The sequence below is a fragment of the Ruegeria sp. CDSA193 genome (assembly GCF_059611885.1).
In genome coordinates, this window is record NZ_JBXWPN010000002.1 from 216,143 (window position 1) to 242,070 (window position 25,928).

Genomic DNA, 25,928 nt, shown 5'->3' on the forward strand with positions numbered 1-25,928 from the left:
ATGGGTTTGCGCAGCTTCTTCGATCGGATCGAGCCGAACTTTACCAAGGGCGGCAAGTACGAAAAGTATTTCCCCATCTACGAGATGGTCGAAAGCTTTATCTACACTCCGAAAACCGTGACCTCTGTGGCCCCGCATGCGCGGTCTTACGTGGATATGAAGCGGATCATGACCTATGTCGTGATCGCGACCATTCCCTGTATCCTTTGGGGGATGTGGAACACCGGCTATCAGGCCAACTCGGCTATCGCCAGCCTCGGGCCGGACTCTGCCGCCGGTTGGCGCATCGCTCTGCTGCAGATGTTTGGTATCTCGCTGGACCCCAGCAGTGTCTTTGCAAATGTGATGCACGGGTTGATGTATTTTCTGCCTATCTACATCGTCACACTGGTCGCAGGCGGCATATTCGAGGTCATCTTTGCCACCGTGCGTGGTCATGAGGTGAACGAAGGTTTCCTCGTAACATCAATGCTTTACACGCTGATTATGCCGGCCACTACACCCTTGTGGCAGGTGGCTTTGGGCATCATCTTCGGTGTGGTTATCGGCAAAGAGGTATTTGGCGGCACCGGCAAGAACTTCCTTAACCCCGCGTTGGTTGGTCGTGCGTTTTTGTACTTCGCTTATCCTGCGCAGATGTCGGGTGACTCGGTCTGGACCCCGGTTGACGGGTTCTCGGGTGCAACCGCGCTGGCGGTGTCAGCGGCCGAGGGCGTACAGGCTCTTGCTGCCGAAGGGATCACATGGTCCAGCGCTTTTTACGGCACCATTCAGGGCAGCTTTGGCGAGACCTCGACCTTGGCCTGCTTGATCGGTATGGCCTTCTTGCTGATGACCAAGATTGCCAATTACCGCCTGATCGTTGGCTGTCTGACCGGGACCATCGGATTTACTCTGCTGCTGAACCTGATCGGGTCGGATACCAACCCGATGTTCGCGATGCCGTGGTATTGGCATGTGGTTCTGGGTGGGTATGCATTTGGCTTGGCCTTCATGGTGACCGAACCGGTTTCCGCCAGCCACACCAACCTGGGCCGCTATATCTATGGCGCCTTGATCGGTGTGATGGTTGTGATGATACGCGTGATTAATCCGGCCTTCCCCGAAGGCATGATGCTGGCCATCCTGTTCGGCAATGTCTTTGCACCGCTGATCGACTATTTCGTCGTGCAGGCCAATATCAAACGGAGGGCGCGTCGCCATGTCTGATCCGCAACCTCAAGAACCCAAGGGCGCATTGGCTCGCTTTCTGGCCGCCTCGCCGGATTCGGTTGGCAAGACGATCTTCGTCGCCGTTGCCGTCTGTCTTGTTGCCTCGATGGTGGTCTCCGCTGCTGCGGTCAGCCTGCGCCCGGTGCAAGAAGCCAACGCGCTGAAGGACAAACAGGTTAACGTTTTGCAGGTGGCTGGTGTCTTCGAGCCGGGCATAGACGTGACCGAAGCCTTCGCTGCGTTCGAGCCGCATGTGCTCGAGCTTGCCACCGGCGAATTTGTCGACGATCAGTTCGATCCGGCCACCTTTGATGACCAGGCCGCTGCAAGTGATCCTGAACTCAGTGTAGTATTGGACACTGACCCGGCGGGTATTGGTCGTCAGGCCAAGTACCGAGTGATCTATCTGTTGCGCGATGATGCGGGCGATTTAGACAAAGTGATTCTGCCGCTGCATGGTTATGGCCTGTGGTCGACGCTATATGGTTTTATCGCTCTAGAAAATAACGGCAACGACATCTACGGCCTGCAGTTCTATCAGCATGGTGAGACCCCCGGCCTTGGCGCCGAGGTGGACAACCCGCGATGGAAAGGTCTGTGGAATGGCAAGAAATTGCGCGACGATGCAGGCGAGCTGCAGATTACCGTCGCCAAGTCGCAACCCGCCGCCGGTCCCGATTTCTATGTCGACGCGCTTGCTGGGGCCACTCTGACCTCAGTTGGTGTCGATAACCTGGTGAAATTCTGGATGGGTGACGCGGGCTACGCCCGGTTCCTGGCCAAACTGCAAGCAGGAGAGTTTTGATGTCTCAGACCAAGAAAGAGATGCTGGTCGACCCGCTTGTCGACAATAACCCGATCACGCTGCAAGTCCTGGGCATCTGTTCCGCGCTGGCCGTGACTTCCTCGTTGCAGGTGGCCTTTGTAATGGCGCTGGCTGTGACCTTCGTGACCGCCTTCTCGTCGATGTTCATTTCGATGCTGCGCAACCAGATACCCGGCTCAATCCGGATCATCGTCCAGATGGTGATCATCGCATCGCTGGTGATCCTGGTGGATCAGGTTCTCAAGGCCTATGCTTTTCAGATTTCGAAGACCCTGTCGGTTTTCGTCGGGCTGATCATCACAAACTGTATCGTGATGGGCCGTGCCGAGGCATTTGCGATGAAGAACCCCCCAATCGCATCTTTTATCGACGGTGTTGGCAACGGCATGGGCTATGGGCTGATCCTGCTGCTAGTCGGCTTTATCCGCGAGCTGTTGGGCGCCGGGTCGCTGTTCGGTGTCACCATCTTGCAGACTGTGAACAATGGCGGCTGGTACGTACCTAACGGTATGCTTCTGTTGCCGCCTTCGGCGTTCTTCATCATCGGCCTGATCATCTGGGCCTTCCGTACATGGAAGCCGAACCAGGTCGAAGAACGTGAATACAAAATCCAGCAGGTAGAGGCACACTGATGGAAGGGCTTATCTCACTGGCCGTAAAGGCCATCTTTGTCGAAAACCTTGCGCTCAGCTTTTTTCTTGGCATGTGTACCTTCATCGCCGTGTCCAAGAAAATCTCGACCGCGCTGGGTCTTGGGATCTCGGTCATGGTCGTGCAGGCGATCACCGTTCCCGCCAACAACCTGTTGCTGACCTATCTGCTGAAACCGGGCGCGCTGGCCTGGGCCGGGTTCCCGGATGTGGACCTGACCTTCCTTGGCCTGATCTCATATATCGGCGTGATCGCGGCGATGGTTCAGATCCTCGAGATGGTCTTGGACAAGTATTTCCCGCCGCTCTACAACGCGCTGGGTATTTTCCTGCCGCTGATCACGGTGAATTGCGCCATTCTGGGTGGGTCGCTGTTCATGGTCGAGCGAGATTACAACTTTGCCGAGGCGACAACCTATGGTCTGTCTTCCGGCTTTGGCTGGGCGCTGGCGATTACCGCAATGGCGGGCGTACGCGAAAAGCTGAAATATTCGGACATTCCCGATGGCCTACAGGGTCTGGGGATCACCTTTATCACCGCGGGTCTGATGGCGATGGCCTTCATGTCCTTCTCGGGCGTGAAACTGTAAGGGGGCGGCAATGGAAACCTTTAGCCTTGGCGTCGTTCTTTTCACGCTGATCGTTCTGGCGCTTGTCGCCCTTATCATGGCCGCTCGGTCACGGCTGGTGTCGACGGGCAATGTCAACATCACCATCAATGGTGAGAAAACCGTGTCCGTGCCCGCCGGTGGCAAGCTGCTGCAAACGCTGGCGGCTGAGAAACTGTTCGTACCGTCCGCCTGTGGCGGCGGTGGCACCTGTGCGCAATGCCGCGTGCGCGTGCATTCCGGCGGTGGGTCGATCCTGCCTACCGAGGAAAGCCATATCACCAAGCGCGAGGCCGCTTGCGGTGACCGCCTGTCCTGTCAGGTTGCGGTCAAGCAGGACATGGATATCGAAGTCCCTGAAGAGGTCTTTGGCGTCAAGAAATGGGAATGCACGGTTCGGTCGAACGAAAACGTTGCCACCTTTATCAAAGCGCTGACGCTGGACCTGCCCGAAGGTGAGGATGTGAATTTCCGCGCTGGTGGCTATATCCAGATCGAAGCCCCCGCCCATGCGCTGAAATACACTGATTTCGATGTCGAGGAGGAATATCGCGAAGATTGGGATCGCTTCAATCTGTGGCAATACGACTCGGTCGTTGCCGAACCCATCGAACGCGCCTATTCCATGGCCAACTATCCGGACGAAAAGGGCATGATCATGCTGAACGTCCGGGTTGCCTCACCGCCTCCGGGTTCCGAAGGGATACCGGCGGGCCAGATGTCGTCGTATATCTTCAACCTGAAACCGGGTGACAAGGTCACGATCTCGGGTCCATTCGGTGAATTCTTCGCCCGCGAGACCGGAAGAGAGATGGTCTTCATCGGTGGTGGTGCTGGTATGGCGCCCATGCGCAGCCATATTTTCGACCAGCTCAAACGGCTTGAGAATCGCGACCGTAAGATCACCTTCTGGTACGGTGCCCGGTCCAAGAAAGAGATGTTCTTTGTCGAGGATTTCGACAGCCTCGCGGAAGAGTTCGACAATTTCGAATGGCATGTCGCCCTGTCGGATGCCCAGCCCGAGGATGACTGGAAAGGCTATACCGGCTTTATCCATAACGTGCTGTTCGACGAATACCTCAAAAACCACCCCGCTCCAGAGGATTGCGAGTTCTATATGTGTGGCCCGCCGATCATGAACCAGTCAGTCATCAACATGCTGCTGGATCTGGGTGTGGACCGCGAAGATATCATGCTCGACGATTTCGGCGGGTAATCAGTTATCCGGCGCCCTGTGGCGCCGGTTTCATTTTAGGCCTTTTGGTTTGATTACAGGCGCAGGTCGCTTGCCTCGCGTGGCAGGCAGGATTTGATGTCGAAGACTACGCTGTTTTCTTTGCCATAGGCTCGAAACTGCAAAGGATCGAGTGCCCGATATTCCGCATGCGCGACGGCAAGGACGACCCCGTCATAGAACCCTGGCTCAGGTTGGTCGATCAGGGCCAGGTCGTATTCTTCATGCGCGGCTTTGGGGTCGGCATGAGGGTCGTGGACATCGACGCTGATGCCATAGCTTTGCAATTCTTCGATAATGTCGACGACACGGGTGTTGCGCAGGTCGGGGCAGTTTTCCTTGAACGTCAGGCCCATCACCAGAACACGGGCGGCGCCAACATTGATACCGCAACGGGTCATGCGTTTAACCAGTTGTGACACCACATAGCTGCCCATTCTGTCGTTCAGGCGGCGCCCTGCCAGAATGATCTGGGGATGATGGCCCATGGCCTCGGCCTTGTGCGTCAGGTAATAGGGGTCAACGCCGATACAATGCCCGCCCACCAGGCCGGGGCGGAAGGGCAAAAAGTTCCACTTGGTTCCTGCTGCGCGCAACACTGCTTCAGTATCAATTCCCATGCGCCCAAAAATCATTGCCAGCTCGTTCACCAGCGCAATATTCAGATCGCGCTGGGTGTTTTCGATCACCTTCGCGGCCTCAGCCACGCGGATGCTTTCGGCCTTGTGGGTTCCGGCGGTGATGATCCGGGCATAGAGCGCGTCAACCAGATCAGCGACCTGCGGGGTTGAACCAGCGGTGACTTTGCAGATGTCCGCGATGCGGTGGGTCTTGTCACCGGGGTTGATCCGCTCGGGGCTGTAGCCTGCAAAGAAATCCGTGTTGAAGGTCAGGCCCGAGGCGCGTTCCAGCACCGGAACGCAATCTTCTTCGGTTGCGCCGGGATAGACGGTGGATTCGTAGATCACCAAATCACCGGGTTTCAATACGTGGCCAACTGTTTCCGACGCGGCCAGAAGGGGGGCTAAATCAGGCTGCTTACCTGCGGTGATCGGCGTGGGGACGGTTACGACATAGGTATCGCAATCGGCAATCTCCGAGGGGTTGGTTGTGAATTTCAGGCCGCCCGCCGCGCTCAGATCATGTGGCTCAACCTCATGCGTTGCATCTACGCCAGCGCGTAGTGCCTCGACCCGCGCCGCATTGATGTCAAATCCGATCACCTTGCCAGTTTTGCCGAAGGCCACGGCCAGGGGCAGGCCGACATAACCCAGCCCGATCACAGCAATCTTTCGGGAATTGGGGTCGGTTTCAAGCATATGCGTCACTTACCATGATAGTCGCGGAACCATTCGACAAACTGGGCGATTCCATCTTTGAAATTTGTCTGCGGACGATAGCCGGTCAGCTTTTGCAGCAGATCACTATTCGCCCAAGTGGCAGGAACATCACCCATCTGCATAGGCATGTAATTGCGGATGGCTTTCTTGCCGATAGCTTCCTCAATGGCTTCGATAAAATCCATCAGCCGCACTTTGTCGCCATTGCCGATATTCACCACGCGCCAGGGCGCCGCCGGCGACAGGCTGTCACCTTCTTCAATCTCATCTGCGCTGTCCGGCCGCACCGGAGGGACGTCGATCAGCAGTCGGATACCGCGGACAAGGTCTTCGACATTGGTGAAATCCCGATACATGTCGCCGTGGTTATAGATATCGATCGGGCGGTCATCCAGGATGGCGTCCACAAATTTGTAGAGCGCAAGATCGGGTCGCCCCCAGGTTCCATACACGGTGAAGAACCGAAACATGGTCGTGGGCAGGTTCCACAAATGGGCATAGGAATGGCCCATCGCCTCGTTTGCCTTTTTGGTTGCGGCGTAAATCGTCAGCGGTGTGTCGGCCTTTTCGACCTCAGTAAAGGGCATGACCTCGTTGGCGCCATAAACCGAGGATGTCGAAGCCATCAGAAGGTGGTCTACCTTATGCTCGCGCGCGATTTCCATGACGTTGAACGTGCCGACCACGTTGGAATTGATATAGCTGCGCGGGTCCTCAAGGCTATAGCGGACACCAGCCTGCGCCGCGAGATGCACGATCACCTCGGGCTGGAACTCCTCAGCGACCTTTGCAAGCTGCTCGTAGTTTTCCAAAAGATCCTCGGTTGCGGAAAACCCAGGGGATTGCAAGAGCATCTGATGGCGGCGCTGCTTGAGCGAGACGTCGTAATAATCCGTCATCCCATCGTAGCCGTGAACCTGAAACCCCTCGGCCAGTAGTAGTTTTGCCAGGTGAAAACCGATGAACCCTGCTGTGCCTGTGACTAATACGCGCTTCATTTAACCCTCGACCCAAACCAAAACCGTTTGAAACATCAGGGATACTTTCAGCCCCTCAAGGTCAAGGGGATTTTCCCACAAACCGCGCCATTGGGGCAATCCGGAACCCGAATTCACTTGCGGATTGTTGTTGCCCGCCAGTCAGGGTAGGAAATTGCGATGGTGTGGGATTGGATCAAAACCAGGTGGAAAAAACCTCAGGCGGCGCAGAATTCAGTTTCTGACATCGCGCCTGACCAGAGGTTTTATGCCGTGGGAGATATCCACGGGCGATTGGATCTGTTGCAAACTTTGCTGGCAAGGCTGGATCCAGATTGCCCCACGATCTTTGTCGGGGACTACATTGATCGTGGCAATTACAGCGCCCAGGTGCTGCACCAGTTACGGCACCTTAGCCGGGTCCGGGGCAATGATTTCATTTGCCTGCTGGGTAATCACGAGGAGATGCTGTTGCGGTTCACCGATGACCCAAAACGGGTCGGCAGGCTTTGGCTGCAAAACGGTGGCCTGCAGACGCTCGCCTCATTTGGGATAACCGGTGTGGATGAAGACACGGTCGGCACGGATGCCATCTCGGTGGCTGACAGATTGCGACGCGCGATGGGCGATGATTTGCTGTCTTGGCTGCACGACCGTCCCCTGACCTGGACCAGCGGCAATGTCACCGTGGTGCATGCAGGGCTGGACCCGGGCAAGCCATTGGATGAGCAGACACGCCAAGTCCGCCTGTGGGGCCATCCGAATTTCTCACGGCAGATGCGGGAAGATGGCCAGTGGGTTGTCCATGGTCATACGATCACGTCAGAGCCCCGCGCTGAGAATGGCGTTGTTTCGATCGACACCGGCGCCTTCTTCAGTGGCAGGTTGACCGCCACTGATATTCGCGCCGGCGAGGTCCGGTTCATCGCAACCGACGAGCAGCCGGAATAGCTGTCAACCGACGATCATCTGCTTCATGCGAAGGGCTTCATACTCCAGCTCTTTGAGGCGGAAATGCACGACATCACCGATCGTGATCACGCCACGAAGATGGCCATCGCTGAGGACGGGCATGTGGCGAAAGCGCCCCTCCGTCATGGTTTTCAGCACATCGTTCAACAGATCCTCGGGCGCGCAGGTCTGTACGCTGCGGGTCATCAGATCTTCGACAGATTGGGGCAGGGTCTGGCCCGGAGTATCGGCCATACGGCGCACAATATCACGCTCGGACAGGATACCCTGAAGCGTACCATTCTGATCTGTCACCACCACAGCGCCGATCCGCTTTTCCTTGAGGATATTCACCACCGAATGAATTGTGTCTTTCGGGCGCACGGAAAAAACCGCGTCCCCTTTGCCAACAAGCAGCTTTTCGACTGTTGTCTGTGTATGAGAAAGGTTCGATTCAACCGACTGGCTATGCGAGGCAGCCGCGGCCTTGTCGCCGCGTGTCGGTGGCTGGTAAGAGCTTGGGGCCATGGGCAATCTCCTCTTGCTTTGCTTTTCACCTTACCGCAGCCATATGACCTGTATAGGGTACAAATGCCCAATCCGGGGAAATCTGCCAAAAACCAAGGAAATCCGGCCCGTTGTCCAACTTTTATCTGACCCCCCCTGTTGCCGTGCTGATATTTTTTGCGGTTGTCGTTTGTGGCCATAATTTTCGCATGACCTGGAAACAGCAGGCCCCGGGATGGCAGAAGAAAGCATGGCTGTTCGGGGTGCCCGCCGGAATCGGTTTGTTGGCGCTAGGCTTCCTGCCGCTGAAAGCCTGATGCAGGTTTGACTCTGATTGGGGCCGCTGTCATATGCCGGGCACGCTTTTCCTCAGGAGGGACCCATATGCGTTTCTTGCCAGTCCTGGCTGTCGCCACACTTATTTCCGGCTGCTTGTTCGACAAAGAGCCCGAGGTGGTACGCCTGTCAGGCGAAACGATGGGGACGACATTCAACATCACGGCCATCGGTGTCGATGTTGATGAAGAAGCGCTGGCGGGTGCGGTCGAACAGACGCTGGCCGAAGTTAACGCAAAGATGTCGAACTGGGACCCGAATTCCGAGGTTTCGACCTTCTCGGACTCGGGCAGCACTGAACCTGTTGCCGTTTCGAATGAATTTGCGCTGGTGCTTGATGCCGCGAATGATGTGCACGAGAAATCCGGGGGTACATTCGACGTGACTCTCGGCCCGCTGATTGAGCTTTGGGGCTTTGGTCCGCGCAAACCGGAAGATCCGGTGCCCGCAGATGCTGACATCCAGGCGGCTTTGGGCAAGGTCGGACAGGCCAGATTGCTGCAACTGGATCGCGATGCCGGAACTTTGGCGAAGGCCGATGCCGGAGTCGGCATTAACCTGTCCGCCATTGCCAAGGGGTATGGCATCGACGCCGTGGCCGAAACGCTGCGCACGGCTGGGATTGAAGACTATATGGTCGAGATAGGCGGCGATCTGGTCACAAGAGGCGAAAACGACAAGGGTGAGACTTGGCGGATCGGGATCGAAAAACCCCAGGCCGATGCGCAGAATCTGCAGTTGATCGTACAACTTGATGATCTGGGTATGGCGACATCCGGCGATTACAAGAATTTCTTTGAACAAGATGGTGTGCGGTATTCGCATATCATTGACCCAACTACTGGCCGCCCGATCACGCATCGGACCACTTCGGTCACGGTACTGGCCGAAAATGCTATGATGGCAGATGCTTGGGCGACAGCGATGTTGGCCTTGGGTCAGGAAAAGGGTTTGAAACTTGCCGAGACGCATAAACTTGCCGTGTATTTCATCTCGCGGGATGTGACAGGCGGTGAGGATGCCTATATCACGGTACACAGCACAGCGTTCAAAGAGGCGTTGGGCACCAACTGACGGGTTGAGCTGAGATGAGCACTTTTATTCTGGCCTTCATTCTGCTGCTGATCATCATGGTTGGCATGTCGCTGGGTGTAATGTTGATGGGTAAGACCATCAAGGGCAGCTGCGGTGGCCTGAATGCGATCTCGGGTGCGGATAAATGTGTGGTCTGCCAAAAGGACGTGGACCCTAACAGCCCCTTGCGCGACAAGCTTCAGTGCAAACGCGCCCAAAAGATGCTTGAGCAGATGGAACGGCAGGCCTAATAACTTAGCGCTTCGTTTGGCGGTTGGAATTGGCTAAGCAGGTCCCTGAATAACGGGGGCGCAGATTTGGCCAAAGCAAGAAACATCCTGTTCATCATGTTCGACCAGCTGCGCTGGGACTATCTGAGCTGTTACGGACATCCGCATCTGCACACCCCCAACATAGACCGCCTGGCTGCGCGTGGTGTGCGGTTCGACAGGGCCTATATCCAGTCTCCTATTTGCGGTTCCTCCCGTATGTCGACCTATACCGGGCGCTATGTGCATTCGCATGGGGCTTCTTGGAATGGAATCCCGCTGAAAGTGGGTGAGATGACCATGGGTGATCATCTGCGCAAAGCTGGGATGGACTGTTGGCTGGTGGGCAAGACCCATATGCGTGCGGATGCCGAGGGAATGGCGCGGCTGGGGCTGGAACCGGACAGTCTGATTGGTGCGCGCGTGGCCGAATGCGGGTTCGACGTGTTCGAGCGTGATGACGGAATGCTGCCCGAAGGGCCGGATGGGTATTATGACCCGGACGGGGCCAAGGAATACAACAAATACCTATCGGCCAAAGGATATGACAGCGACAACCCCTGGCATGACTTCGCCAATTCAGGTCTCGACGCTGAGGGCAATGTTCTGTCGGGCTGGTTTCTCAAGAACTCTTCCCAGCCGGCGAATATTGCCGAGGAAGACAGCGAAACGCCCTATCTGACCGGGCGCGGGATCGAATTCATGGAAACCCATGACGGCCCCTGGTGTTGCCACCTGAGCTTTATCAAACCGCATTGGCCCTATGTGGTGCCAGAACCCTATGCCTCAATGTACGGACCGGAACATATCCTGCCCGTGGTCCGGTCTGAGGTGGAACGCCAGAAAGCGCATCCGGTGCTCCGAGCATTCATGGACACCAAGGTTGGCGAGGCGTTCTCGCGGCAGGATGTGCGCGACGCCGTGATCCCCGCTTATATGGGTCTGATCAAGCAGGCCGACGACCAGATGGGCCGGCTGTTCGCATGGCTGGAAAAGACGGGTCGGATGGAGGACACAATGATCGTGTTAACCTCGGACCACGGGGATTTTCTGGGCGATCACTGGATGGGTGAGAAGACCTTTTTCCAGGACGCATCGGTCAAGGTGCCGTTGATCATCTATGACCCATCCCCCGAGGCTGAGGCGACCCGTGGCACTGTGAGCGACGCGCTGGTCGAGTCCATCGACCTCGCCCCAACATTCTTGGACATAGCCGGAGGCGAAGCGTCGGGTCACATTCTGGAAGGTCACTCCTTGTTGCCGATCTTGCGTGGCCATCAGGTCGAGACACCTCGGGATGTGGTAGTCAGTGAGTATGACTATTCCGCCTCGCCCATGGCGGAAAAGCTGAATGCCTCGGTTCGGGATGCAGTGATGTTCATGGTGGCCAACAAGAATTGGAAGCTGATCCATTGCGAAGGCGGGCATCGGCCACTGCTGTTCGATCTTGAAAACGACCCGAATGAACTAACCGACCTTGGCAACAGTGCTGAACACGCGGATATCATCGCCAAGATGTATGACCATCTGTTCACTTGGGCGCGTCGCCCGTCGCAGCGCACAACACGTTCCGAACAGCAACTGATCGAAATGCGCACCAATAGTCGGGGCAGAGGGGTGGTTATTGGAATCTATGACGAAAACGACGCGCCACTGGATTTGACCGTGAAATACAGAGGCCGCAAAGCTCGCCCCTATCTGGACCATACCGGCAAGGAATAGCCTTTGTAACATGAATTCTGACCTGATCAGGGCAAAAGGCGGTTCACCCTGCGCGGGGCAGGCGATACAAGACCAACCAAGAGCAACAAACCCGGAGAGCCGAATGACCGCCCCCAAACCCGTCGTCCTGTGTATTCTTGATGGCTGGGGCCTGTCCGAGGACACCGAGGCCAATGCGCCTTACCTTGCCGACACGCCAACATTTGATGCGATCATGGCCAAGGGCCCACACGCCAAGCTGATCACCCATGGTCCGGATGTTGGTCTGCCAAGTGGTCAGATGGGCAATTCCGAAGTCGGTCACACAAATATTGGGGCTGGCCGCGTTGTTGCGATGGATTTGGGCCAGATTGATCTGGCGATTGAGGACGGTTCTTTCTTTGCCAACTCCGCGCTGCAGAACTTTATCGGTAGGGTAAAGGCTGCAGGTGGCACCGCACATCTGTTGGGGGTGGTCTCGGACGGGGGAGTGCATGGCCACCTGAACCATATCATTGCTGCGGCAAAGGCGATAACGGATGCTGGTGTGCCCGTTGCCTTGCACGCGGTTACGGATGGCCGGGATGTGGCCCCGAAATCAGCGCTGACCTATATCACAGAGCTTGAGGAACGCTTGCCCGACGGCGCCCGTGTTGCCTCGGTCTGCGGGCGCTATTTTGCCATGGACCGCGACAACCGATGGGAACGTGTCAGCGAAGCCTATGGTGCAATGATCAAAGGGCAGGGGCGCAGCGCTGTTTCGGCGCGCAATGCCGTGGATCAGGCCTATCAGCAGTCGGAAACGGACGAATTTATCGTCCCGACAGTTCTCACCGGGTATGACGGCATATCAGACGGAGACGGTTTCTTCTGCCTCAACTTCCGCGCCGACCGGGCTCGTGAAATCCTGCGAGCGATTGGCGAACCCGGCTTTGACGATTTCGACACCGGCCCGCGCCCGCAGCTTTCAGCCCTGCTGGGCATGGTCGAATACTCCGACGGGCACAGCGCCTATATGACCACGATGTTCCCCAAGCGCGAAATCGTGAATACCCTGGGTGAATGGGTGGCGAAACATGGGCTCAGCCAATTCCGTCTGGCCGAGACCGAGAAATACCCGCATGTGACCTTCTTCCTCAATGGCGGCAAGGAAACGCCCGAGGCGCACGAAGACCGCTTTATGCCGAAATCGCCAAAAGTGGCGACCTACGACCTGCAACCCGAGATGTCATCGGCCGAAGTGACCGCAAAATTCGTCGAAGCCATCGGGGCGGGCTATGATCTGATCATAACCAATTATGCCAATCCGGATATGGTTGGGCATACCGGCGACCTGCAAGCGGCAATCCGCGCCTGTGAGGCTGTGGATCAAGGGCTGGCGCAAGTCGTCGCCGCGTTAGAAAAAGTGGGGGGCGCAATGATTGTAACGGCCGATCATGGAAATTGCGAGATGATGGTCGATCCCGAAACCGGTGGGCCGCATACAGCCCATACGCTGAATCCCGTGCCTGTGGCGTTGGTCGGGGGACCAGCAGGGGTGTCCTTGCGGGATGGTCGCCTGTCCGATCTGGCGCCCACACTGCTGGAACTGATGGCGTTGGATCAGCCCCCTGAAATGACTGGAAAGAGCCTGCTTTCATGACGCTTCGTGCGCTGCTTCTGGCGATTTTCTTTGCATCCAGGGCGGTTGCCCAGACCGACCCCGCGACCGCTGCATTAAATGCAGCGCAGATGCTTGAGCAGGCATCAGTATCGTTGACCGAGGCCGAAAGCGCCCGCGACCGGGTCCGTGCCCTGACCGAAACCATACAGGCTTATGAGGCTGGTCTGTCGGCCATGCGGGATGGCCTACGACGGGCGGCAACACGCGAAGCCCAGCTAACAGCCGAATTGCGCAGTCGGGAAAAGGATGTGGCACAGCTGTTGGGCGTATTGCAAACGATCGAAACCACGGCGCCTCCGGTTCTGATGTTGCACCCGTCGGGGCCGTTGGGCTCGGCCCGGGCCGGTATGATGTTGTCCGAGGTCACACCGGGCCTGAACGCAAAAGCGCAGTCCCTCGCGCGTGATCTTCAGGAAGTACGCACATTGCGACTGCTGCAGCAAAGCGCCTCGGAAACCCTGGTCGAGGGGCTGACCGGCGTACAGAACGCCCGCACCCAGCTCAGCACCGCCATCGCAGACCGAACGGATTTGCCGCGGCGCTTTGTCGAGGACCCGATCCGCACTGCTATCCTGATCTCATCGACTGAAACGCTTGACGGTTTTGCCAGCGGGCTTTCCCAGATCTCCGAAGGGCAAATCGCCGAAACGGATGCGGATATATCAAGTATCAAGGGTCAGATTGCGCTGCCGACGCAGGGCATCATCCTGCACCGGGCAAATGAAACTGATGCGGCCGGTGTCAAACGCCCTGGTATCGTATTGGGCACCCGACCGCGCGCAATAGTCACCTCGCCAACGGCGGCCACGATACGGTATCGCGGGCCACTACTGGAGTTGGGGAATCTGGTGATCCTCGAGCCGCAACCGGGGCTTCTATTTGTCTTTTCCGGGCTACAAGAGGTCTACGGAGAAGCCGGTCAGGTGATTCCCCGGGGGACGCCAGTCGGATTGATGCCTGCAGAATCGAAGGAAATCGGCGCAATTTTGTCAACAAGCGGTGATGGCACTGGAACTGACCGATCAGAAACGCTCTATATAGAGGTAAGACAGGATAACAGCCCCGTGGACCCGGAATCGTGGTTTCGGACCGACAAGGATGGATAAACGAGTATGAAGAAATTTGTGATGGCCGGTTTGGCTGGAACTATAGCAGGCCTGATTGTAACGACGCAGATCGCCGGTCCGTTGCTTGCCCAAGAAGCCGAAAACAAGGCCAGTGTCTATGAACAGCTGGATCTGTTTGGCGATATTTTCGAACGCATCCGCGCGCAATATGTCGAAGAGGTTGAGCCCGAAGACCTGATTGAGGCGGCCATTGACGGTATGCTGACCTCGCTGGATCCGCATTCCAGCTATCTGTCCCCGGATGATGCCGAACAGATGCGGGTCCAGACCCGTGGCGAGTTTGGCGGTCTGGGTATCGAAGTCACGCAGGAAGAGGGCTTTGTCAAAGTTGTCTCGCCGATCGATGATACGCCTGCGGATGAGGCCGGGATCGAAGCCGGAGATTTCATCACCCATGTCGATGGCGAAAGCATACTGGGCCTGACCCTGGACAAGGCGGTCGATCTGATGCGCGGGCCGGTGGGCTCGGAAATCGTGATCACCGTTGTCCGCGAGGGTGAACAGGAACCTTTTGACGTGCCTATCATCCGCGACACGATCAAACTGACGGCAGTACGCGCGCGCACCGAAGGGACCAGTGTGGTTCTGCGTGTGACCACCTTTAACGACCAAACCTATCCCAACTTGCAGGAAGGCCTGGCCGAGCAGATCGAAGAGGCCGGAGGGATCGACAAGGTGAATGGTGTCGTTCTGGACCTGCGCAACAATCCCGGTGGTCTGCTGACACAGGCAATCAAGGTTTCGGACGCATTCTTAAACGAGGGTGAGATCGTATCAACCCGTGGCCGCGATCCAAGCGATGGTGAGCGTTTCAACGCAACTGTGGGTGATCTGGCAGAAGGAAAGCCGATTGTGGTGCTGATCAATGGCGGGTCCGCCTCAGCATCCGAGATTGTAGCCGGCGCGCTGCAGGATCATCGCCGCGCAATCGTTGTGGGAACCAAAAGTTTCGGCAAAGGCTCGGTCCAGACTGTCATGCCACTGCGGAGCGATGGCGCGATGCGTTTGACCACGTCGCGCTACTACACGCCGTCGGGCCGGTCTATTCAGGCGCTTGGTGTCAGCCCCGACATCATCGTTGAACAGCCCCGCCCAGCCCCGGAGACCGAGGAAGGAGAGGCCAATGGGAACACCCGTTCCGAGGCTGATCTGCGTGGCAGTCTGAACAATGACAGCCTGAGCGAGGATGAAATCCGCCAGATCGAAGAAGATAGGGCCAAGGCCGAAGCCACCGCCGAATTGCGGGAAGAGGATTACCAGCTGGCCTATGCCATCGACATCCTCAAGGGGCTGTCAGCCTTCAACCCGGACGGGCCATCGCAATAAAGAAACCGGGCCGCCTAACAGGCGGCCCTTTTCCTGATGGGGCCGCTGCCGATCGAGATAGGGTGGCTGTTTAGAGCCCGATGCCACCTATGTTGTCTCCCAACCAACGTCCGCTCTGTGAAAAGCTAGTCAGAAAAACACATCTTGTTTCCATCCAGGTCTCGAACATATGCAGAGAACTTTGGCCCGCGTTGGTTGGGGGCTCCCTCACAATCACCCCCGAGATCTGTGGCTAAAGCGTGCAGCCTTCTGACTTCTGCGTGGCCACCAACGCAAAATCCAACCATCGTTCCATTACCGTAAGTGGCCGGCAACGTGTCGAAGGGCTTGGCCACGGCGAAGGCAAAATCCTTTCCAAGCCAGTAAGTCATTCTTTCTGAAGGCGACATGCTTTGGAGACCCGATTGCGAAAACAGTGTGTCGTAGAAGGTTCTTGCAGCTGCCATGTCATTCGTTCCGACAACAAAGTAATTCATTTTCATCGATTTAGCTCCTGCAAGTGAGTGGCCTGCGTCAGGCATTGGTTTCAGTGATCCAAGCTATATCGACTAATGTGCCATTTTATGTCTTATTTGATTCATGGCACGGGCTAATACACACAACAGACTGAGGCGATTGGAATTGCTTGCGGTTCAACTCAAGCAAGATGCCCATTGTACGGTTAGAGACTTGGCGCAACAGCATGGTGTCAGTATGCGCACGATAGCCCGCGACCTTGTGCTTATGCGGGACCAAGGCATGCAGATAGACGCTGATCGCGGTCGTGGAGGAGGTGTGCGCCTCGACCGCAACTGGGGCGTTGGTCGCATGAACCTGACATACGCTGAGGCGGTCGATCTGCTAATCAGCATTGCTGTCGCAGAGCAGATGAAATCACCAATGTTGCTTGCGAACTTGGCTTCGGTAAGGCGGCAGCTTGTGGCCTCGTTTTCACCCGAGAAACGCAACAAGGTGAACCAGCTCAAGTCCCGTATTATCATAGGCGTCACGGCTTCGACTTATGTTCAAGCCAGCGCGAGCGCCCCACCAAAAAGGATTGTGCAAGCGGTTCATCAGGCTTTCGTCGATCAGAAGGTCTTGGAGCTGCTATATCAAAGAGAAGACGGTGTTATTTCCAACCGGCAAATTGAGCCTCAGTATCTCTTGTTGAAGTATCCCATTTGGTACGTCGTTGCGATCGACCGTCTGAGAAACGAACCAAGGACATTTCGGTGCGACCGGATGCTTGGGGCCTCAATGGGCGAAACGCGCTTCAAGCTCCTGCCGAAAGAAAAATTTCAACCCTCATTGGTAATTGATGATTCTTCGATGTGATCGGGTCATGGCCAACCGTATGCGGACAATGACGCCTGAATTATAGGCACGCACTTCGTCCGCACTTCTACCGCCTACTGAGACCGGCGAAAGACTCGTTTTAGCATATCAAGCTCTGCCCGCATCAGGTCCAGTTCGGCGCGCAGGTCATCGGCGGCGGCGTTTCCTGCAATGATCGAGAACCCGCCCAGTTTAAACCCTGAAACGGAATCTGAGATTACAAAACTGTGGACCCCGTCAGACAGGGCCACATCAGGCACCTGTACACGAAGCTCCCACCCGGTGTCTGCTGGCGACAGGTAAACCTCATCCAGCGCGTCACCACGGTAGGACACGCTGATCTCGGGCTGCGTATCGGCCTGCAGGTGGCCCATCCAGGTGCCATTTTCCAGGCCCAGTGATGTGAGTATCAGATCGGTCATGGCAAGGTTCTCATAAATCGGCGCGATGGTGGCGACAGACGGTCAGGTCCTGCAACACTATCCGGTTCATCCGAGGATTATCCAGAATGATATCCAGCCAGACTTTGTCCATGCGGCGTTCATTCAGTTGTAAATGTGCAAGATCAAAATCCACGCTGTTAGAAGGACCAGTGGAATCAAGTTTGCGCAGAACCTGTTCGGCGTTTGGGCCGTGTCGAATATTGAGCCGCGCGAACAATTCCTGTGGGCGTTCGGCCTCAATATGGCAATCGACTCGGATCAGATGCTGCCGCGTCAGCTCTTGCACAGCCTCTTGTGGAAGCTCGATAGAGAGAGAGAGAAATGATCCCTCGAACCCAAAAACCTCGACCGCCAAGCTGAACGGTGACAGATCATGCTTGCGCGTGTTCCTGATCTGGCGCGTGCTGATTTCCTGGCGTGGACAGTCGTGAAACAGCGTTGCCTCATCATTGATACGAGCCTTACGCGGGGCCGAGGCGACACCGGGGCGGGGCTGAGGATAGCGCCACAGCTCGGGCCTCCAGCTCCAGTCGGTGCCCAACGGTTTCGGGAAATGGGTTGATCCCGCCACAGGCCGTGTAAGGCGGCTGTTGGCCTGAAGGATCAGCGCATCCAGCTCGGATCGCAAGCGACGTGCATCATCACGCTGCAGCCGCAATTCAGAAAGCACAGCCTCGGGCGCTGCCCGGGCGTCCCGCTGCCAGCGCGTCAGTGCTTTGCGGTGAATATAGCGATCCAGTAGCTTGCCCATGATCCCAATCTATTGCTCCACACATCTTTTGTCGGATATCCACCCGAGGATAAAGCCGATTTGCATCATAGCGTCGGTAAATTACCGAAAATGTGAACACGCTTTTGGCTAGGCAGCAAAGTTGTGACCTGTTACGGAGGGCGCCGTTCTTGCAATCGACCCGGTCAGTGCGTACCGTCTGACACCTGATTGCAGTGGACCATCCGTTACAACCCTATAGCAATATTTCCGAGGCAAAGACGGGGCATGGAACCCACTCTATTCGCATTCATCTGGAAGCATTCCAAGAAACAGCAACTGGTTTTGTTGCTGCTGACATTGTTTTCTTTTCCCTTCCTCTATGCATCACTGGAGCTGCCCAAGCAGATCATTAACGATGCGATTGGTGCACCAGGCAGCTCGGTAACTTTCTTAGGAGTTACGGTGACGCAGGTGCAGTATTTGTTGATTCTGTGTCTGGCCTTTCTGGCGACGGTCATCGCCAGCGGTCTGATGAAAATGCGGATCAACACCATGAAAGGTGTGTTGGCCGAACGCATGTTACGCCGACTGAGGTACACGCTGATCCACCGAACTCTGCGGTTCCCGAAATCCTATTTTGCCACCACCAGTCAGGGCGAGTTGGTGTCGATGATCACGTCCGAAGCTGAACCGATGGGCGGCCTGATGGGGGATGCGATCGCACAACCCGTATTCCAGTTTGGTCAGATGATGACCATTGTGACGTTTCTGTTCATGCAAAGCGTGTGGTTTGGTCTTGCAAGTATTGCGCTGATCCCGCTGCAGGCTTGGTTGATTCCAAAATTGCAGCGCCAGATCAACCTGTTGAACAAAGACCGAATTCAAGAAGTTAGGCGCTTGAGCTCAGAAATCGGCGAAAGCGCAGCCGGGATCAGTGATCTGCGCACCAACGGAGGCTGGCGGCACAGATTGGCCCAGTTCAGCCATCGTTTGGGAACTTTGTTCGAGATCCGATTCAAGATCTATAACAAAAAGTTCTTCATGAAGTTTCTCAACAATCTGATCACTCAGATGACCCCGTTTCTGTTTTATTCGGTGGGCGGATACCTGGCGATCACGGGCGAGGTAACAGTGGGCGCGCTGGTGGCGGCACTGGGAGCATATAAGGATCTTAGCGGACCTTGGAAGGATCTGCTGACCTATTACAATCAGGTTCAGGACATGTCGTTGCGGTGGGAAATCGTGACCGAACGCTTCGCACCCGACAACATGGTGCCCGAAGAGCTGTTCGAGGGCGAGCCTGATTCCATTCCGCATCTGACTGGCGAGATCAAGCTGCAGAATATTACCGTTCGGGATAACGATGGGAAAACTGTTCTCGAGGATATAGACCTCGTCATACCCAAAGGGGCCCGCGTGGCCATCAAATCCTCGAATGCGGCCGAAAGAGGGGCATTGGCTCAGCTGCTGACCCGCGAATTGCTGCCGGTTCAGGGCGACGTCACGATTGCCGGACATGACATCCAATCTTTGCACCAATCCGTCATCGCGGCGCGGATCGGATATGCCTATTCTCGACCATATCTGTTTGATGGGTCGATTGGGGACAACCTGATGATGCCCCTGAAAACACGCCCTCAGCATGAAGCCGACGCCGCCAGGGCCCCTAGCCGCCGCCAGATCGAGGCCGCGCGAGCGGGGAACTCGGTGGATTCGCTGTCAGATGAATGGATTGATCCCGGTCTGGCCGGGCTCAACAACACTGACGACATCCAGGATTGGTGGTTCAAGCTGGTCGAGGCGATGGGAACGGATGAATTCATGTTCCGCCGCACCCTGCGCAGCCAGTTGAATCCGGATCAGCATCCCGAGTTTGTGCAAAATATCATCGACCTCCGTGGCCCCATCCATGACAAGTTGGTGGAAAAAGATCTGGACCGCTTTGTCTACCGGTTCGATCCGGACAGGTTCAACCCAACTGTGCCTTTGGGCGGCAACCTTCTTTATGCGGCACCATCGCAGGAAATCTCGCCGGACATTCTGGCCGGCGATAATCGGTTCATGCAGATGCTGCGTACACATGAGCTTGATGACGACGCTCTGAGTATCTCAAGCGCTGTTCTGGAAACGCTGAACCATGCGTTTGGGCGGGACGGAACCGACCATCCGCTTTTTCTGCGCCTGGGCTTGAGCAAGGATATGTTCCACCGGCTGCTGGCGATCGAAGACAAGCGCAAGGCAAAAGGAGTTGACGAGCTATCGCAGCGCGAACACGCCTTTCTTCTGACTGTTCCGTTCCTGCTGACCGCCGAACAGATTGGCCCTGATTTCCCGGATGAATACAAACAGAAGATTCTGAAAATCCGCACTGAACAGGGCGAAAGGTTACGTGGAAGCCTGCAGGAGATATTTGTACCGGTCACACCGGACACATACATCGCGCGTATGACGGTTATGGAAAATGCGCTTTTCGGGCGGGTGTCTGTGACGGCTGGAGCTCATGCTGACGAGATAGAGGATGTGGTTGCCGAAGTGATCAATGCCGCTGGTCTGCGCAGACAGGCAGCGGCCATCGTCTATGATCTGTCCGCAGGGCTGGGTGGGAACAATCTGACAACCGTCTTTCAGGAACGAATTGCCTTCTCGCGCGCCGGGATTAAACGGCCGGATTTGCTAATCCTGGATAAAGCGTTGGCCAGCCATGACTCTGAGAGCCGTTTACGCACCCGGTTGAAACTGCGCGAACTGCTGCCCGATTCCATCATGATTTTCATGGAGGACAGTTTCGCCCATCCCGAGGCCTATGATCTGTTTGTTGAAATCAAGGATGGCCGCATTGACGGTGTCTCGAAAACGCAGCTCGAACAAGAATCCGGCACCACCGCTGACCTCAGCCGCAAGCTGAAGATTATCTCGTCAACTCCGCTTTTTGCCAATATCGACGGTCGCAACCAGAGATTGCTGGCGTTTTCGGCGCAGTGGTATGATGCTGCCGCTGGTCAGGTCATTTTCTCTCGTGGGCAGGCGCCGGATGCGGCCTATCTGTGCATTTCGGGTCATGCGAAGCTGATGTGGCACGAAGAGGACGGTTCGACCCGGTCCATATCTGTCATTGAACCCGGGCGCCTGATCGGTGACCTGTCTGTTATCACCGGTGAGACCAGGCAGTTGGATCTTGTGGCAGGCGAAAACTGTTCATTCCTGCGGATTGGTGCAGTGGAACTGCGCGCGGTGATCGAAAGCGATGCAAGCGTTGCGGTTCAGTTGCTTGAAACAGTTGCCGGATACCTGACAACCATTTCGGAAAAGATCAACGCCACCAAAGCATCGACCTTGTTCTTCGATGATGAGGACCAGACCGAAAGTTCCCACCAGAATGTCTGAAATCCGCGCGCCCTCTTACGCCCCGCATGAGCAACTGGTCGCCGACGCACGCGACAAACCACAGCTGTGGCGCCTGCTGGCCGGCCTGGCAACAATCGTAGTCGTTGCAACCGTCTTCAATCTGATCCTGTTTGCAGTCGTAACCGTGGCCGGACCGCAGGAATGGGCCAGCGGGTTGATGAACGGCTCGACCCCGATCTCGATGGTGATCCTGCTGTCAAGCTTTGGGTTTGTCACATTTGGTGTGTGGACCGCAGCGCGACAGTTTCAGAAACGGTCCCTGGGTTCTATTTTAGGGACTCGGGGCAAAGCGGCCAGACAGTTCTGGCTTGTGCTGCGCGCCCTGATGGTGCTTGGCGTGGTTATCGTAACCGTGCCGCACGTCATTATGGACGCGCCGCTTGTTCAAAACCTGTCCTTTTCGGTTTGGCTGGTATTCCTGCCTCTGTCGCTATTGGCTGTGTTTGTCCAAATCAGTGCAGAGGAGCTGCTTTTCCGCGGATATATGCAGCAAAGCCTGGCGGCGCGATTCCGTTCTCCGATCATCTGGATGGGGGTACCGTCGCTTCTATTCGCGGTGGGGCACTATTCGCCCGATGCGGCGGGCGGCAATGCAGAGTTGCTGGTGCTGTGGACTGGTCTGTTTGGACTTTTGGCTGCGGATTTGACCGCGCGGGCGGGAACCCTGGGCCCGGCCATAGCGCTGCATTTTTTCAACAATGTCATAGCGCTCTTGTTTGTCTCGCTACCTGACACCCTCAGCGGTCTTGCCTTATTTGTACTGCCCTTTGATATGACCGATACTCTGACATTGCGGCAATGGTTATATGTGGATTTTGCCGTGATGATTGTCAGCTGGTTTATCGCGCGCCTTGCGCTCAGGCGCTGATTGCAATTCTTTCCGTAGCGTCTTATGTGACGTCAACGCCGTACTAGCAAGGTTCCGACATGAACTGGATCACAAACTACGTCCGTCCCCGGATTAATTCGATCTTCTCACGCCGGGAAGTCCCCGAAAACCTTTGGCACAAGTGTGACGAATGCGGCACGATGCTGTTCCACCGCGAATTGGCGGAAAACCAGAATGTCTGCACCCAATGTGATCATCATATGGCGATCACTCCGCGCGACCGGTTCGGGCACCTGTTTGACGGTGGTATATTTACCGAGGTCGATGTTCCCGCTCCCAAAGATGATCCGCTGCAGTTCCGGGACCAGAAGAGATACCCCGACCGAATGAAAGCAGCGCAGAAGAAAACTGGCGAGCAAGAGGCGATGCTGGTCGCCAAAGGTGATATCGGACGTACGCCGATCGTGGCAGCGGCCCAGGATTTCTCGTTCATGGGCGGCTCGATGGGTATGTATGTCGGCAATGCCATCATTGCGGCCGCGCAAGAGGCAGTTAAGTTGAAACGCCCGCTGATCCTGTTCTCGGCAGCGGGTGGCGCTCGGATGCAGGAAGGCATCCTGAGCTTGATGCAGATGCCGCGAACCACCGTGGCGGTTGAGATGCTGAAAGAGGCAAAACTGCCCTATATCGTTGTACTCACCCATCCTACCACCGGAGGCGTGACCGCTTCTTATGCGATGCTGGGCGACGTCCATATCTCGGAACCCAATGCGCTAATCTGCTTTGCAGGCCCGCGCGTGATCGAACAGACCATTCGGGAAAAGCTGCCCGAAGGATTTCAGCGCGCAGAATACCTGCTGGACCACGGAATGCTGGACCGGGTAACGAAGCGTACCGAAATGCGTGACGAATTGATCACGATTACCCGCATGCTGATGAATCAGCCTCCTGCGGTCAAAGGTGATTTGCCCGCGCCCACCCCCGAAGCCCCAGAGAAAGACGCGGATCAGGAATGACTTCGCCATCGTCAGACGTCATCCTTGATCGGATGATGGCGCTGCATCCCAAGATCATTGACCTGACGCTGGATCGGGTGTGGCGTTTGCTTGCCGCACTGGAAAGCCCTCAGACCAAATTGCCTCCGGTCGTTCATATCGCAGGGACAAATGGCAAGGGGTCTACGCAGGCTATGATCCGCGCCGGTATGGAAGGGGCGGGGAAAACGGTTCACGCCTATACCTCTCCGCATCTTGCCCGGTTTCACGAGCGTATTCGGCTGGCAGGTGAGTTGATTTCGGAAGCCGAACTGACAAACGTCCTTGATGAGTGCTATGCCGCCAATGGTGGTGAGAACATCACCTATTTCGAGATTACGACCTGTGCGGCCCTCCTGGCCTTTGCCCGCAAACAGGCTGATTATACCTTGCTTGAGGTCGGCCTTGGCGGGCGCCTGGATGCAACAAACGTGGTGCACGAACCCGCCGTGACGGTTATCACGCCGGTTTCCATCGACCATGAACAGTTTCTAGGCGACACGTTGGGCAAGATCGCTGCCGAAAAAGCCGGGATCATCAAGCCGGGCGTCCCTTGTATCGTCGGCCCACAGCAGGACGAAGCGCTTGAGGTCATCGAATATACAGCGGCCCGTCTGGGCGCCCCATTGCTGGTACACGGTCAGCACTGGCATGTGACCGAGGAAAACGGACGTCTTGTGTATCAGGACGAAATCGGGCTGCGGGATCTGCCGCTGCCCAACCTGCTTGGCGCACATCAAATTCAGAATGCGGGTGCGGCAATAGCGGTATTGCGCCATCTCGAACTTGGTGATCAGGCCTATGAGGCCGCCGTTACCAAGGCCGAGTGGCCAGCACGGATGCAGCGTCTGAAATCCGGCCCGCTTGTTGAACAGGCCGCACAGGCCGAGCTGTGGCTGGATGGTGGGCACAATGCCGCCGCGGGAATTGCGCTTGCTGAAGTGCTGAAAAAATTACCGCAATCTCCGACACATTTGATCTGCGGAATGCTCAACACCAAAGATGTCGCTGGCTATCTTGCACCGCTTGCCACGCAGGCTCAAAGCCTGACCGCAGTGTCGATACCGGGTGAGGCCGCGACGCTTAGCGCTGAAGATACGGCGCAGGCTGCTGACCAGGTTGGCTTGAAAGCCGACACTGCAGAGAGTGTATCCGCGGCCCTGCAGAAAATCACAGACCAAGACCCTCAGGCCCGTATCCTGATTTGCGGGTCACTCTATTTGGCGGGCAACATCCTACGCGAAAATGGATAGGTCTTCACCTGGCCGAAATACCTTGAGGGAGGCGCGCAAAACGTGACAGGGCAGCGCCCCTATGCCCCCCAATCTTCGGCTTGCATCTCGCGCAGTCGCGAGGCAGTGCGTTCGAACTCGAACGTCCCTTCACCCTCGACATACAACATCTCGGGCTCTGCGGCCGCCGAACAGATCAGGCGAACCCGCGCCTCATACAAGGCGTCAATCAACGTCACAAAACGCTTGGCCTCATTGAAATTATTCCGGGACAGGCGCGGGATGTCCTCCAGAACCAGAACTTTGACCGCCTCGGCAACGGCCAGATAATCTGCAGGGCCCAGCATCCGTCCGCACAGATCATAGAAGCTTGCTCGGGCTATCCCGTTCCGAAAGGCCGGCAATTCGACAGCACGGCCATTTACCTGCAACACCAGCGGTTCCGCCGCGCCGCCCGCGAGATCGTTCCAGACGGATCGGATATTCTGTCGAGCCTCGGGGCCGATCGGCGTGAAATAGACTGGCGCACCTTCAAGACGGTTCTGTCGGTAATCAGTGGGCGAGACCAGCTCCCATATCTGAAGCTGTTCCTTGATATGCGCGATGAATGGCAAAAAGAGCTGGCGGTTCAAGCCGTTCTTGTACAATTCGTCCGGGTGCCGGTTGGATGTGGTGATGACCACGACCCCGCCAGCATGCAAAAGATCAAACAGCCGCCCGACGATCATCGCATCGGTGATATCGGTGATCTGCATCTCGTCAAATGCCAGCAGTTTTACGGATTTAACAACCGAGTCCGCGACCGGTGCAAGCGCATCCTCAACTCCGTCCTTACGAGCTTTATGCATTCCCGCGTGGATTTCCTGCATGAAAGCATGAAAATGGACGCGACGGGCGGGGATGTCGCCAAGCGCGTCGACAAACATATCCATCAACATCGACTTGCCACGACCAACTCCGCCCCACAGATAAAGTCCCTGGGGCGGCGGGGGTGTCTTGCGAAAGAAACCACGCTTGACCGGGGTAGCCAAGGCCGCGCGAATGCGTTCGAAATGCGGAAGGACAGCCTCTTGCGCATCGTCCCGCGTCAAAGTGCCATCGGCGATGCGTGTCTCGTAAAGCGATATCAAATCTGACATATCCCGAGGGATACCTTCA

The 25,928-nt window shown here is 56.4% G+C and carries 24 protein-coding genes; 17 read left to right on the forward strand and 7 right to left on the reverse strand.

The genetic code is table 11. The features are described from left to right. From AC2FLG_RS04025 to nqrF, 5 genes are read left to right on the forward strand one after another with little or no spacing between them, the layout of a single operon-like run. Entirely contained in the window at window positions 1–1,209 is a 1,209-nt protein-coding gene (locus AC2FLG_RS04025) for an NADH:ubiquinone reductase (Na(+)-transporting) subunit B (RefSeq protein ID WP_496701836.1), read from the forward strand. Continuing rightward, complete coding sequence (locus AC2FLG_RS04030; RefSeq protein ID WP_496705077.1) at window positions 1,202–2,017, forward strand: Na(+)-translocating NADH-quinone reductase subunit C; 816 nt, start codon at window positions 1,202–1,204, stop codon at window positions 2,015–2,017. Before AC2FLG_RS04025 ends, AC2FLG_RS04030 begins: the two co-directional genes overlap by 8 nt. Next, a complete protein-coding gene (locus tag AC2FLG_RS04035; RefSeq protein ID WP_142636378.1) occupies window positions 2,017–2,670 on the forward strand; it encodes an NADH:ubiquinone reductase (Na(+)-transporting) subunit D in 654 nt (217 codons plus the stop codon). The genes AC2FLG_RS04030 and AC2FLG_RS04035 overlap by 1 nt, the downstream gene beginning before the upstream one ends. Further along, window positions 2,670–3,278 carry an NADH:ubiquinone reductase (Na(+)-transporting) subunit E gene (nqrE, locus tag AC2FLG_RS04040; protein ID WP_142636377.1) on the forward strand — a complete coding sequence of 203 codons (609 nt, stop codon included), beginning with the start codon at window positions 2,670–2,672 and terminating at the stop codon, window positions 3,276–3,278. Before AC2FLG_RS04035 ends, nqrE begins: the two co-directional genes overlap by 1 nt. Before the next feature lie 10 nt (window positions 3,279–3,288). Beyond that, window positions 3,289–4,512, forward strand: coding sequence for an NADH:ubiquinone reductase (Na(+)-transporting) subunit F (gene nqrF / locus AC2FLG_RS04045; RefSeq protein ID WP_281972904.1), 1,224 nt, complete (start codon window positions 3,289–3,291; stop codon window positions 4,510–4,512). Window positions 4,513–4,565: 53 nt separating this feature from the next. On the opposite strand, the gene tviB is transcribed toward nqrF, so the two are convergent. Beyond that, complete coding sequence (gene tviB, locus AC2FLG_RS04050; RefSeq protein WP_496705079.1) at window positions 4,566–5,849, reverse strand: Vi polysaccharide biosynthesis UDP-N-acetylglucosamine C-6 dehydrogenase TviB; 1,284 nt, start codon at window positions 5,847–5,849, stop codon at window positions 4,566–4,568. Between the two features lie 5 nt (window positions 5,850–5,854). Beyond that, complete coding sequence (locus AC2FLG_RS04055; protein ID WP_281995105.1) at window positions 5,855–6,868, reverse strand: GDP-mannose 4,6-dehydratase; 1,014 nt, start codon at window positions 6,866–6,868, stop codon at window positions 5,855–5,857. A gap of 159 nt (window positions 6,869–7,027) precedes the next feature. Here AC2FLG_RS04055 and AC2FLG_RS04060 point away from each other — a divergent pair, with 159 nt between their 5' ends. Next, entirely contained in the window at window positions 7,028–7,798 is a 771-nt protein-coding gene (locus tag AC2FLG_RS04060; protein ID WP_496705081.1) for a metallophosphoesterase family protein, read from the forward strand. A gap of 3 nt (window positions 7,799–7,801) precedes the next feature. Here the strand turns inward: AC2FLG_RS04060 and AC2FLG_RS04065 are convergent, their stop codons facing one another. After that, window positions 7,802–8,326: a CBS domain-containing protein gene (locus AC2FLG_RS04065; protein ID WP_142636370.1), complete on the reverse strand. Its 525-nt coding sequence runs from the start codon at window positions 8,324–8,326 to the stop codon at window positions 7,802–7,804. A 363-nt stretch (window positions 8,327–8,689) separates the two neighbouring features. On the opposite strand from AC2FLG_RS04065, the gene AC2FLG_RS04070 reads away from it, so the two are divergent. The 6 genes from AC2FLG_RS04070 to AC2FLG_RS04095 all read left to right on the forward strand — a co-directional run bounded on the left by AC2FLG_RS04070 (window position 8,690) and on the right by AC2FLG_RS04095 (window position 15,801). Next, window positions 8,690–9,715, forward strand: coding sequence for an FAD:protein FMN transferase (locus tag AC2FLG_RS04070; RefSeq protein ID WP_496677047.1), 1,026 nt, complete (start codon window positions 8,690–8,692; stop codon window positions 9,713–9,715). Between the two features lie 14 nt (window positions 9,716–9,729). Further along, window positions 9,730–9,966 carry a (Na+)-NQR maturation NqrM gene (gene nqrM, locus AC2FLG_RS04075; protein ID WP_271948901.1) on the forward strand — a complete coding sequence of 79 codons (237 nt, stop codon included), beginning with the start codon at window positions 9,730–9,732 and terminating at the stop codon, window positions 9,964–9,966. 66 nt (window positions 9,967–10,032) lie between these two features. Beyond that, window positions 10,033–11,706, forward strand: a complete 1,674-nt coding sequence (locus tag AC2FLG_RS04080; RefSeq protein ID WP_496705082.1) for a sulfatase-like hydrolase/transferase — start codon at window positions 10,033–10,035, stop codon at window positions 11,704–11,706. Between the two features lie 103 nt (window positions 11,707–11,809). Then, window positions 11,810–13,327: a 2,3-bisphosphoglycerate-independent phosphoglycerate mutase gene (gene gpmI, locus AC2FLG_RS04085; protein ID WP_496705084.1), complete on the forward strand. Its 1,518-nt coding sequence runs from the start codon at window positions 11,810–11,812 to the stop codon at window positions 13,325–13,327. Beyond that, window positions 13,324–14,454: a murein hydrolase activator EnvC family protein gene (locus AC2FLG_RS04090; protein ID WP_281995101.1), complete on the forward strand. Its 1,131-nt coding sequence runs from the start codon at window positions 13,324–13,326 to the stop codon at window positions 14,452–14,454. Before gpmI ends, AC2FLG_RS04090 begins: the two co-directional genes overlap by 4 nt. 6 nt (window positions 14,455–14,460) lie before the next feature. Then, complete coding sequence (locus tag AC2FLG_RS04095; protein WP_496705086.1) at window positions 14,461–15,801, forward strand: S41 family peptidase; 1,341 nt, start codon at window positions 14,461–14,463, stop codon at window positions 15,799–15,801. Window positions 15,802–15,926: 125 nt separating this feature from the next. Here AC2FLG_RS04095 and AC2FLG_RS04100 read toward each other — a convergent pair whose 3' ends face one another. Beyond that, window positions 15,927–16,283 carry a VOC family protein gene (locus tag AC2FLG_RS04100; RefSeq protein WP_496691585.1) on the reverse strand — a complete coding sequence of 119 codons (357 nt, stop codon included), beginning with the start codon at window positions 16,281–16,283 and terminating at the stop codon, window positions 15,927–15,929. A gap of 133 nt (window positions 16,284–16,416) precedes the next feature. Between AC2FLG_RS04100 and AC2FLG_RS04105 the strand changes: the two genes are divergently transcribed. Further along, a complete protein-coding gene (locus tag AC2FLG_RS04105; protein ID WP_496705088.1) occupies window positions 16,417–17,115 on the forward strand; it encodes a helix-turn-helix transcriptional regulator in 699 nt (232 codons plus the stop codon). A 74-nt stretch (window positions 17,116–17,189) separates the two neighbouring features. Here the strand turns inward: AC2FLG_RS04105 and AC2FLG_RS04110 are convergent, their stop codons facing one another. Both AC2FLG_RS04110 and AC2FLG_RS04115 read right to left on the reverse strand, forming a co-directional pair. Then, complete coding sequence (locus AC2FLG_RS04110; protein ID WP_496705090.1) at window positions 17,190–17,537, reverse strand: hypothetical protein; 348 nt, start codon at window positions 17,535–17,537, stop codon at window positions 17,190–17,192. Window positions 17,538–17,547: 10 nt separating this feature from the next. After that, window positions 17,548–18,309 carry a DUF6478 family protein gene (locus tag AC2FLG_RS04115; RefSeq protein ID WP_496705092.1) on the reverse strand — a complete coding sequence of 254 codons (762 nt, stop codon included), beginning with the start codon at window positions 18,307–18,309 and terminating at the stop codon, window positions 17,548–17,550. A 246-nt stretch (window positions 18,310–18,555) separates the two neighbouring features. On the opposite strand from AC2FLG_RS04115, the gene AC2FLG_RS04120 reads away from it, so the two are divergent. Genes AC2FLG_RS04120 through AC2FLG_RS04135 form a run of 4 tightly spaced genes read left to right on the forward strand, consistent with a single transcriptional unit; the run spans window position 18,556 to window position 24,791 of the window. Beyond that, on the forward strand, window positions 18,556–21,654 hold the full coding sequence (locus AC2FLG_RS04120) for an ABC transporter transmembrane domain-containing protein (RefSeq protein ID WP_142636344.1): 3,099 nt from the start codon (window positions 18,556–18,558) through the stop codon (window positions 21,652–21,654). After that, on the forward strand, window positions 21,647–22,543 hold the full coding sequence (locus AC2FLG_RS04125) for a CPBP family intramembrane glutamic endopeptidase (protein WP_142636342.1): 897 nt from the start codon (window positions 21,647–21,649) through the stop codon (window positions 22,541–22,543). The genes AC2FLG_RS04120 and AC2FLG_RS04125 overlap by 8 nt, the downstream gene beginning before the upstream one ends. 59 nt (window positions 22,544–22,602) lie before the next feature. After that, window positions 22,603–23,520: an acetyl-CoA carboxylase, carboxyltransferase subunit beta gene (accD, locus tag AC2FLG_RS04130; protein ID WP_142636339.1), complete on the forward strand. Its 918-nt coding sequence runs from the start codon at window positions 22,603–22,605 to the stop codon at window positions 23,518–23,520. Next, window positions 23,517–24,791 (forward strand): bifunctional folylpolyglutamate synthase/dihydrofolate synthase, encoded by a 1,275-nt coding sequence (locus tag AC2FLG_RS04135; protein WP_496705094.1) that lies wholly within the window; start codon window positions 23,517–23,519, stop codon window positions 24,789–24,791. Before accD ends, AC2FLG_RS04135 begins: the two co-directional genes overlap by 4 nt. A 59-nt stretch (window positions 24,792–24,850) precedes the next feature. Here the strand turns inward: AC2FLG_RS04135 and zapE are convergent, their stop codons facing one another. Continuing rightward, window positions 24,851–25,909, reverse strand: a complete 1,059-nt coding sequence (gene zapE, locus AC2FLG_RS04140) for a cell division protein ZapE (RefSeq protein WP_496693759.1) — start codon at window positions 25,907–25,909, stop codon at window positions 24,851–24,853. Window positions 25,910–25,928: the final 19 nt, after the last annotated feature.

What these genes read in the sequence shown, in the direction of transcription:
- AC2FLG_RS04025 (WP_496701836.1), top strand. Translation starts at nt 1, where the DNA reads ATGGGTTTGCGCAGCTTCTTCGATCGGATCGAGCCGAACTTTACCAAG.
- AC2FLG_RS04030 (WP_496705077.1), top strand. Translation starts at nt 1,202, where the DNA reads ATGTCTGATCCGCAACCTCAAGAACCCAAGGGCGCATTGGCTCGCTTT.
- AC2FLG_RS04035 (WP_142636378.1), top strand. Translation starts at nt 2,017, where the DNA reads ATGTCTCAGACCAAGAAAGAGATGCTGGTCGACCCGCTTGTCGACAAT.
- nqrE (WP_142636377.1), top strand. Translation starts at nt 2,670, where the DNA reads ATGGAAGGGCTTATCTCACTGGCCGTAAAGGCCATCTTTGTCGAAAAC.
- nqrF (WP_281972904.1), top strand. Translation starts at nt 3,289, where the DNA reads ATGGAAACCTTTAGCCTTGGCGTCGTTCTTTTCACGCTGATCGTTCTG.
- tviB (WP_496705079.1), bottom strand. Translation starts at nt 5,849, where the DNA reads ATGCTTGAAACCGACCCCAATTCCCGAAAGATTGCTGTGATCGGGCTG.
- AC2FLG_RS04055 (WP_281995105.1), bottom strand. Translation starts at nt 6,868, where the DNA reads ATGAAGCGCGTATTAGTCACAGGCACAGCAGGGTTCATCGGTTTTCAC.
- AC2FLG_RS04060 (WP_496705081.1), top strand. Translation starts at nt 7,028, where the DNA reads ATGGTGTGGGATTGGATCAAAACCAGGTGGAAAAAACCTCAGGCGGCG.
- AC2FLG_RS04065 (WP_142636370.1), bottom strand. Translation starts at nt 8,326, where the DNA reads ATGGCCCCAAGCTCTTACCAGCCACCGACACGCGGCGACAAGGCCGCG.
- AC2FLG_RS04070 (WP_496677047.1), top strand. Translation starts at nt 8,690, where the DNA reads ATGCGTTTCTTGCCAGTCCTGGCTGTCGCCACACTTATTTCCGGCTGC.
- nqrM (WP_271948901.1), top strand. Translation starts at nt 9,730, where the DNA reads ATGAGCACTTTTATTCTGGCCTTCATTCTGCTGCTGATCATCATGGTT.
- gpmI (WP_496705084.1), top strand. Translation starts at nt 11,810, where the DNA reads ATGACCGCCCCCAAACCCGTCGTCCTGTGTATTCTTGATGGCTGGGGC.
- AC2FLG_RS04090 (WP_281995101.1), top strand. Translation starts at nt 13,324, where the DNA reads ATGACGCTTCGTGCGCTGCTTCTGGCGATTTTCTTTGCATCCAGGGCG.
- AC2FLG_RS04095 (WP_496705086.1), top strand. Translation starts at nt 14,461, where the DNA reads ATGAAGAAATTTGTGATGGCCGGTTTGGCTGGAACTATAGCAGGCCTG.
- AC2FLG_RS04100 (WP_496691585.1), bottom strand. Translation starts at nt 16,283, where the DNA reads ATGAAAATGAATTACTTTGTTGTCGGAACGAATGACATGGCAGCTGCA.
- AC2FLG_RS04110 (WP_496705090.1), bottom strand. Translation starts at nt 17,537, where the DNA reads ATGACCGATCTGATACTCACATCACTGGGCCTGGAAAATGGCACCTGG.
- AC2FLG_RS04115 (WP_496705092.1), bottom strand. Translation starts at nt 18,309, where the DNA reads ATGGGCAAGCTACTGGATCGCTATATTCACCGCAAAGCACTGACGCGC.
- AC2FLG_RS04120 (WP_142636344.1), top strand. Translation starts at nt 18,556, where the DNA reads ATGGAACCCACTCTATTCGCATTCATCTGGAAGCATTCCAAGAAACAG.
- AC2FLG_RS04125 (WP_142636342.1), top strand. Translation starts at nt 21,647, where the DNA reads ATGTCTGAAATCCGCGCGCCCTCTTACGCCCCGCATGAGCAACTGGTC.
- accD (WP_142636339.1), top strand. Translation starts at nt 22,603, where the DNA reads ATGAACTGGATCACAAACTACGTCCGTCCCCGGATTAATTCGATCTTC.
- AC2FLG_RS04135 (WP_496705094.1), top strand. Translation starts at nt 23,517, where the DNA reads ATGACTTCGCCATCGTCAGACGTCATCCTTGATCGGATGATGGCGCTG.
- zapE (WP_496693759.1), bottom strand. Translation starts at nt 25,909, where the DNA reads ATGTCAGATTTGATATCGCTTTACGAGACACGCATCGCCGATGGCACT.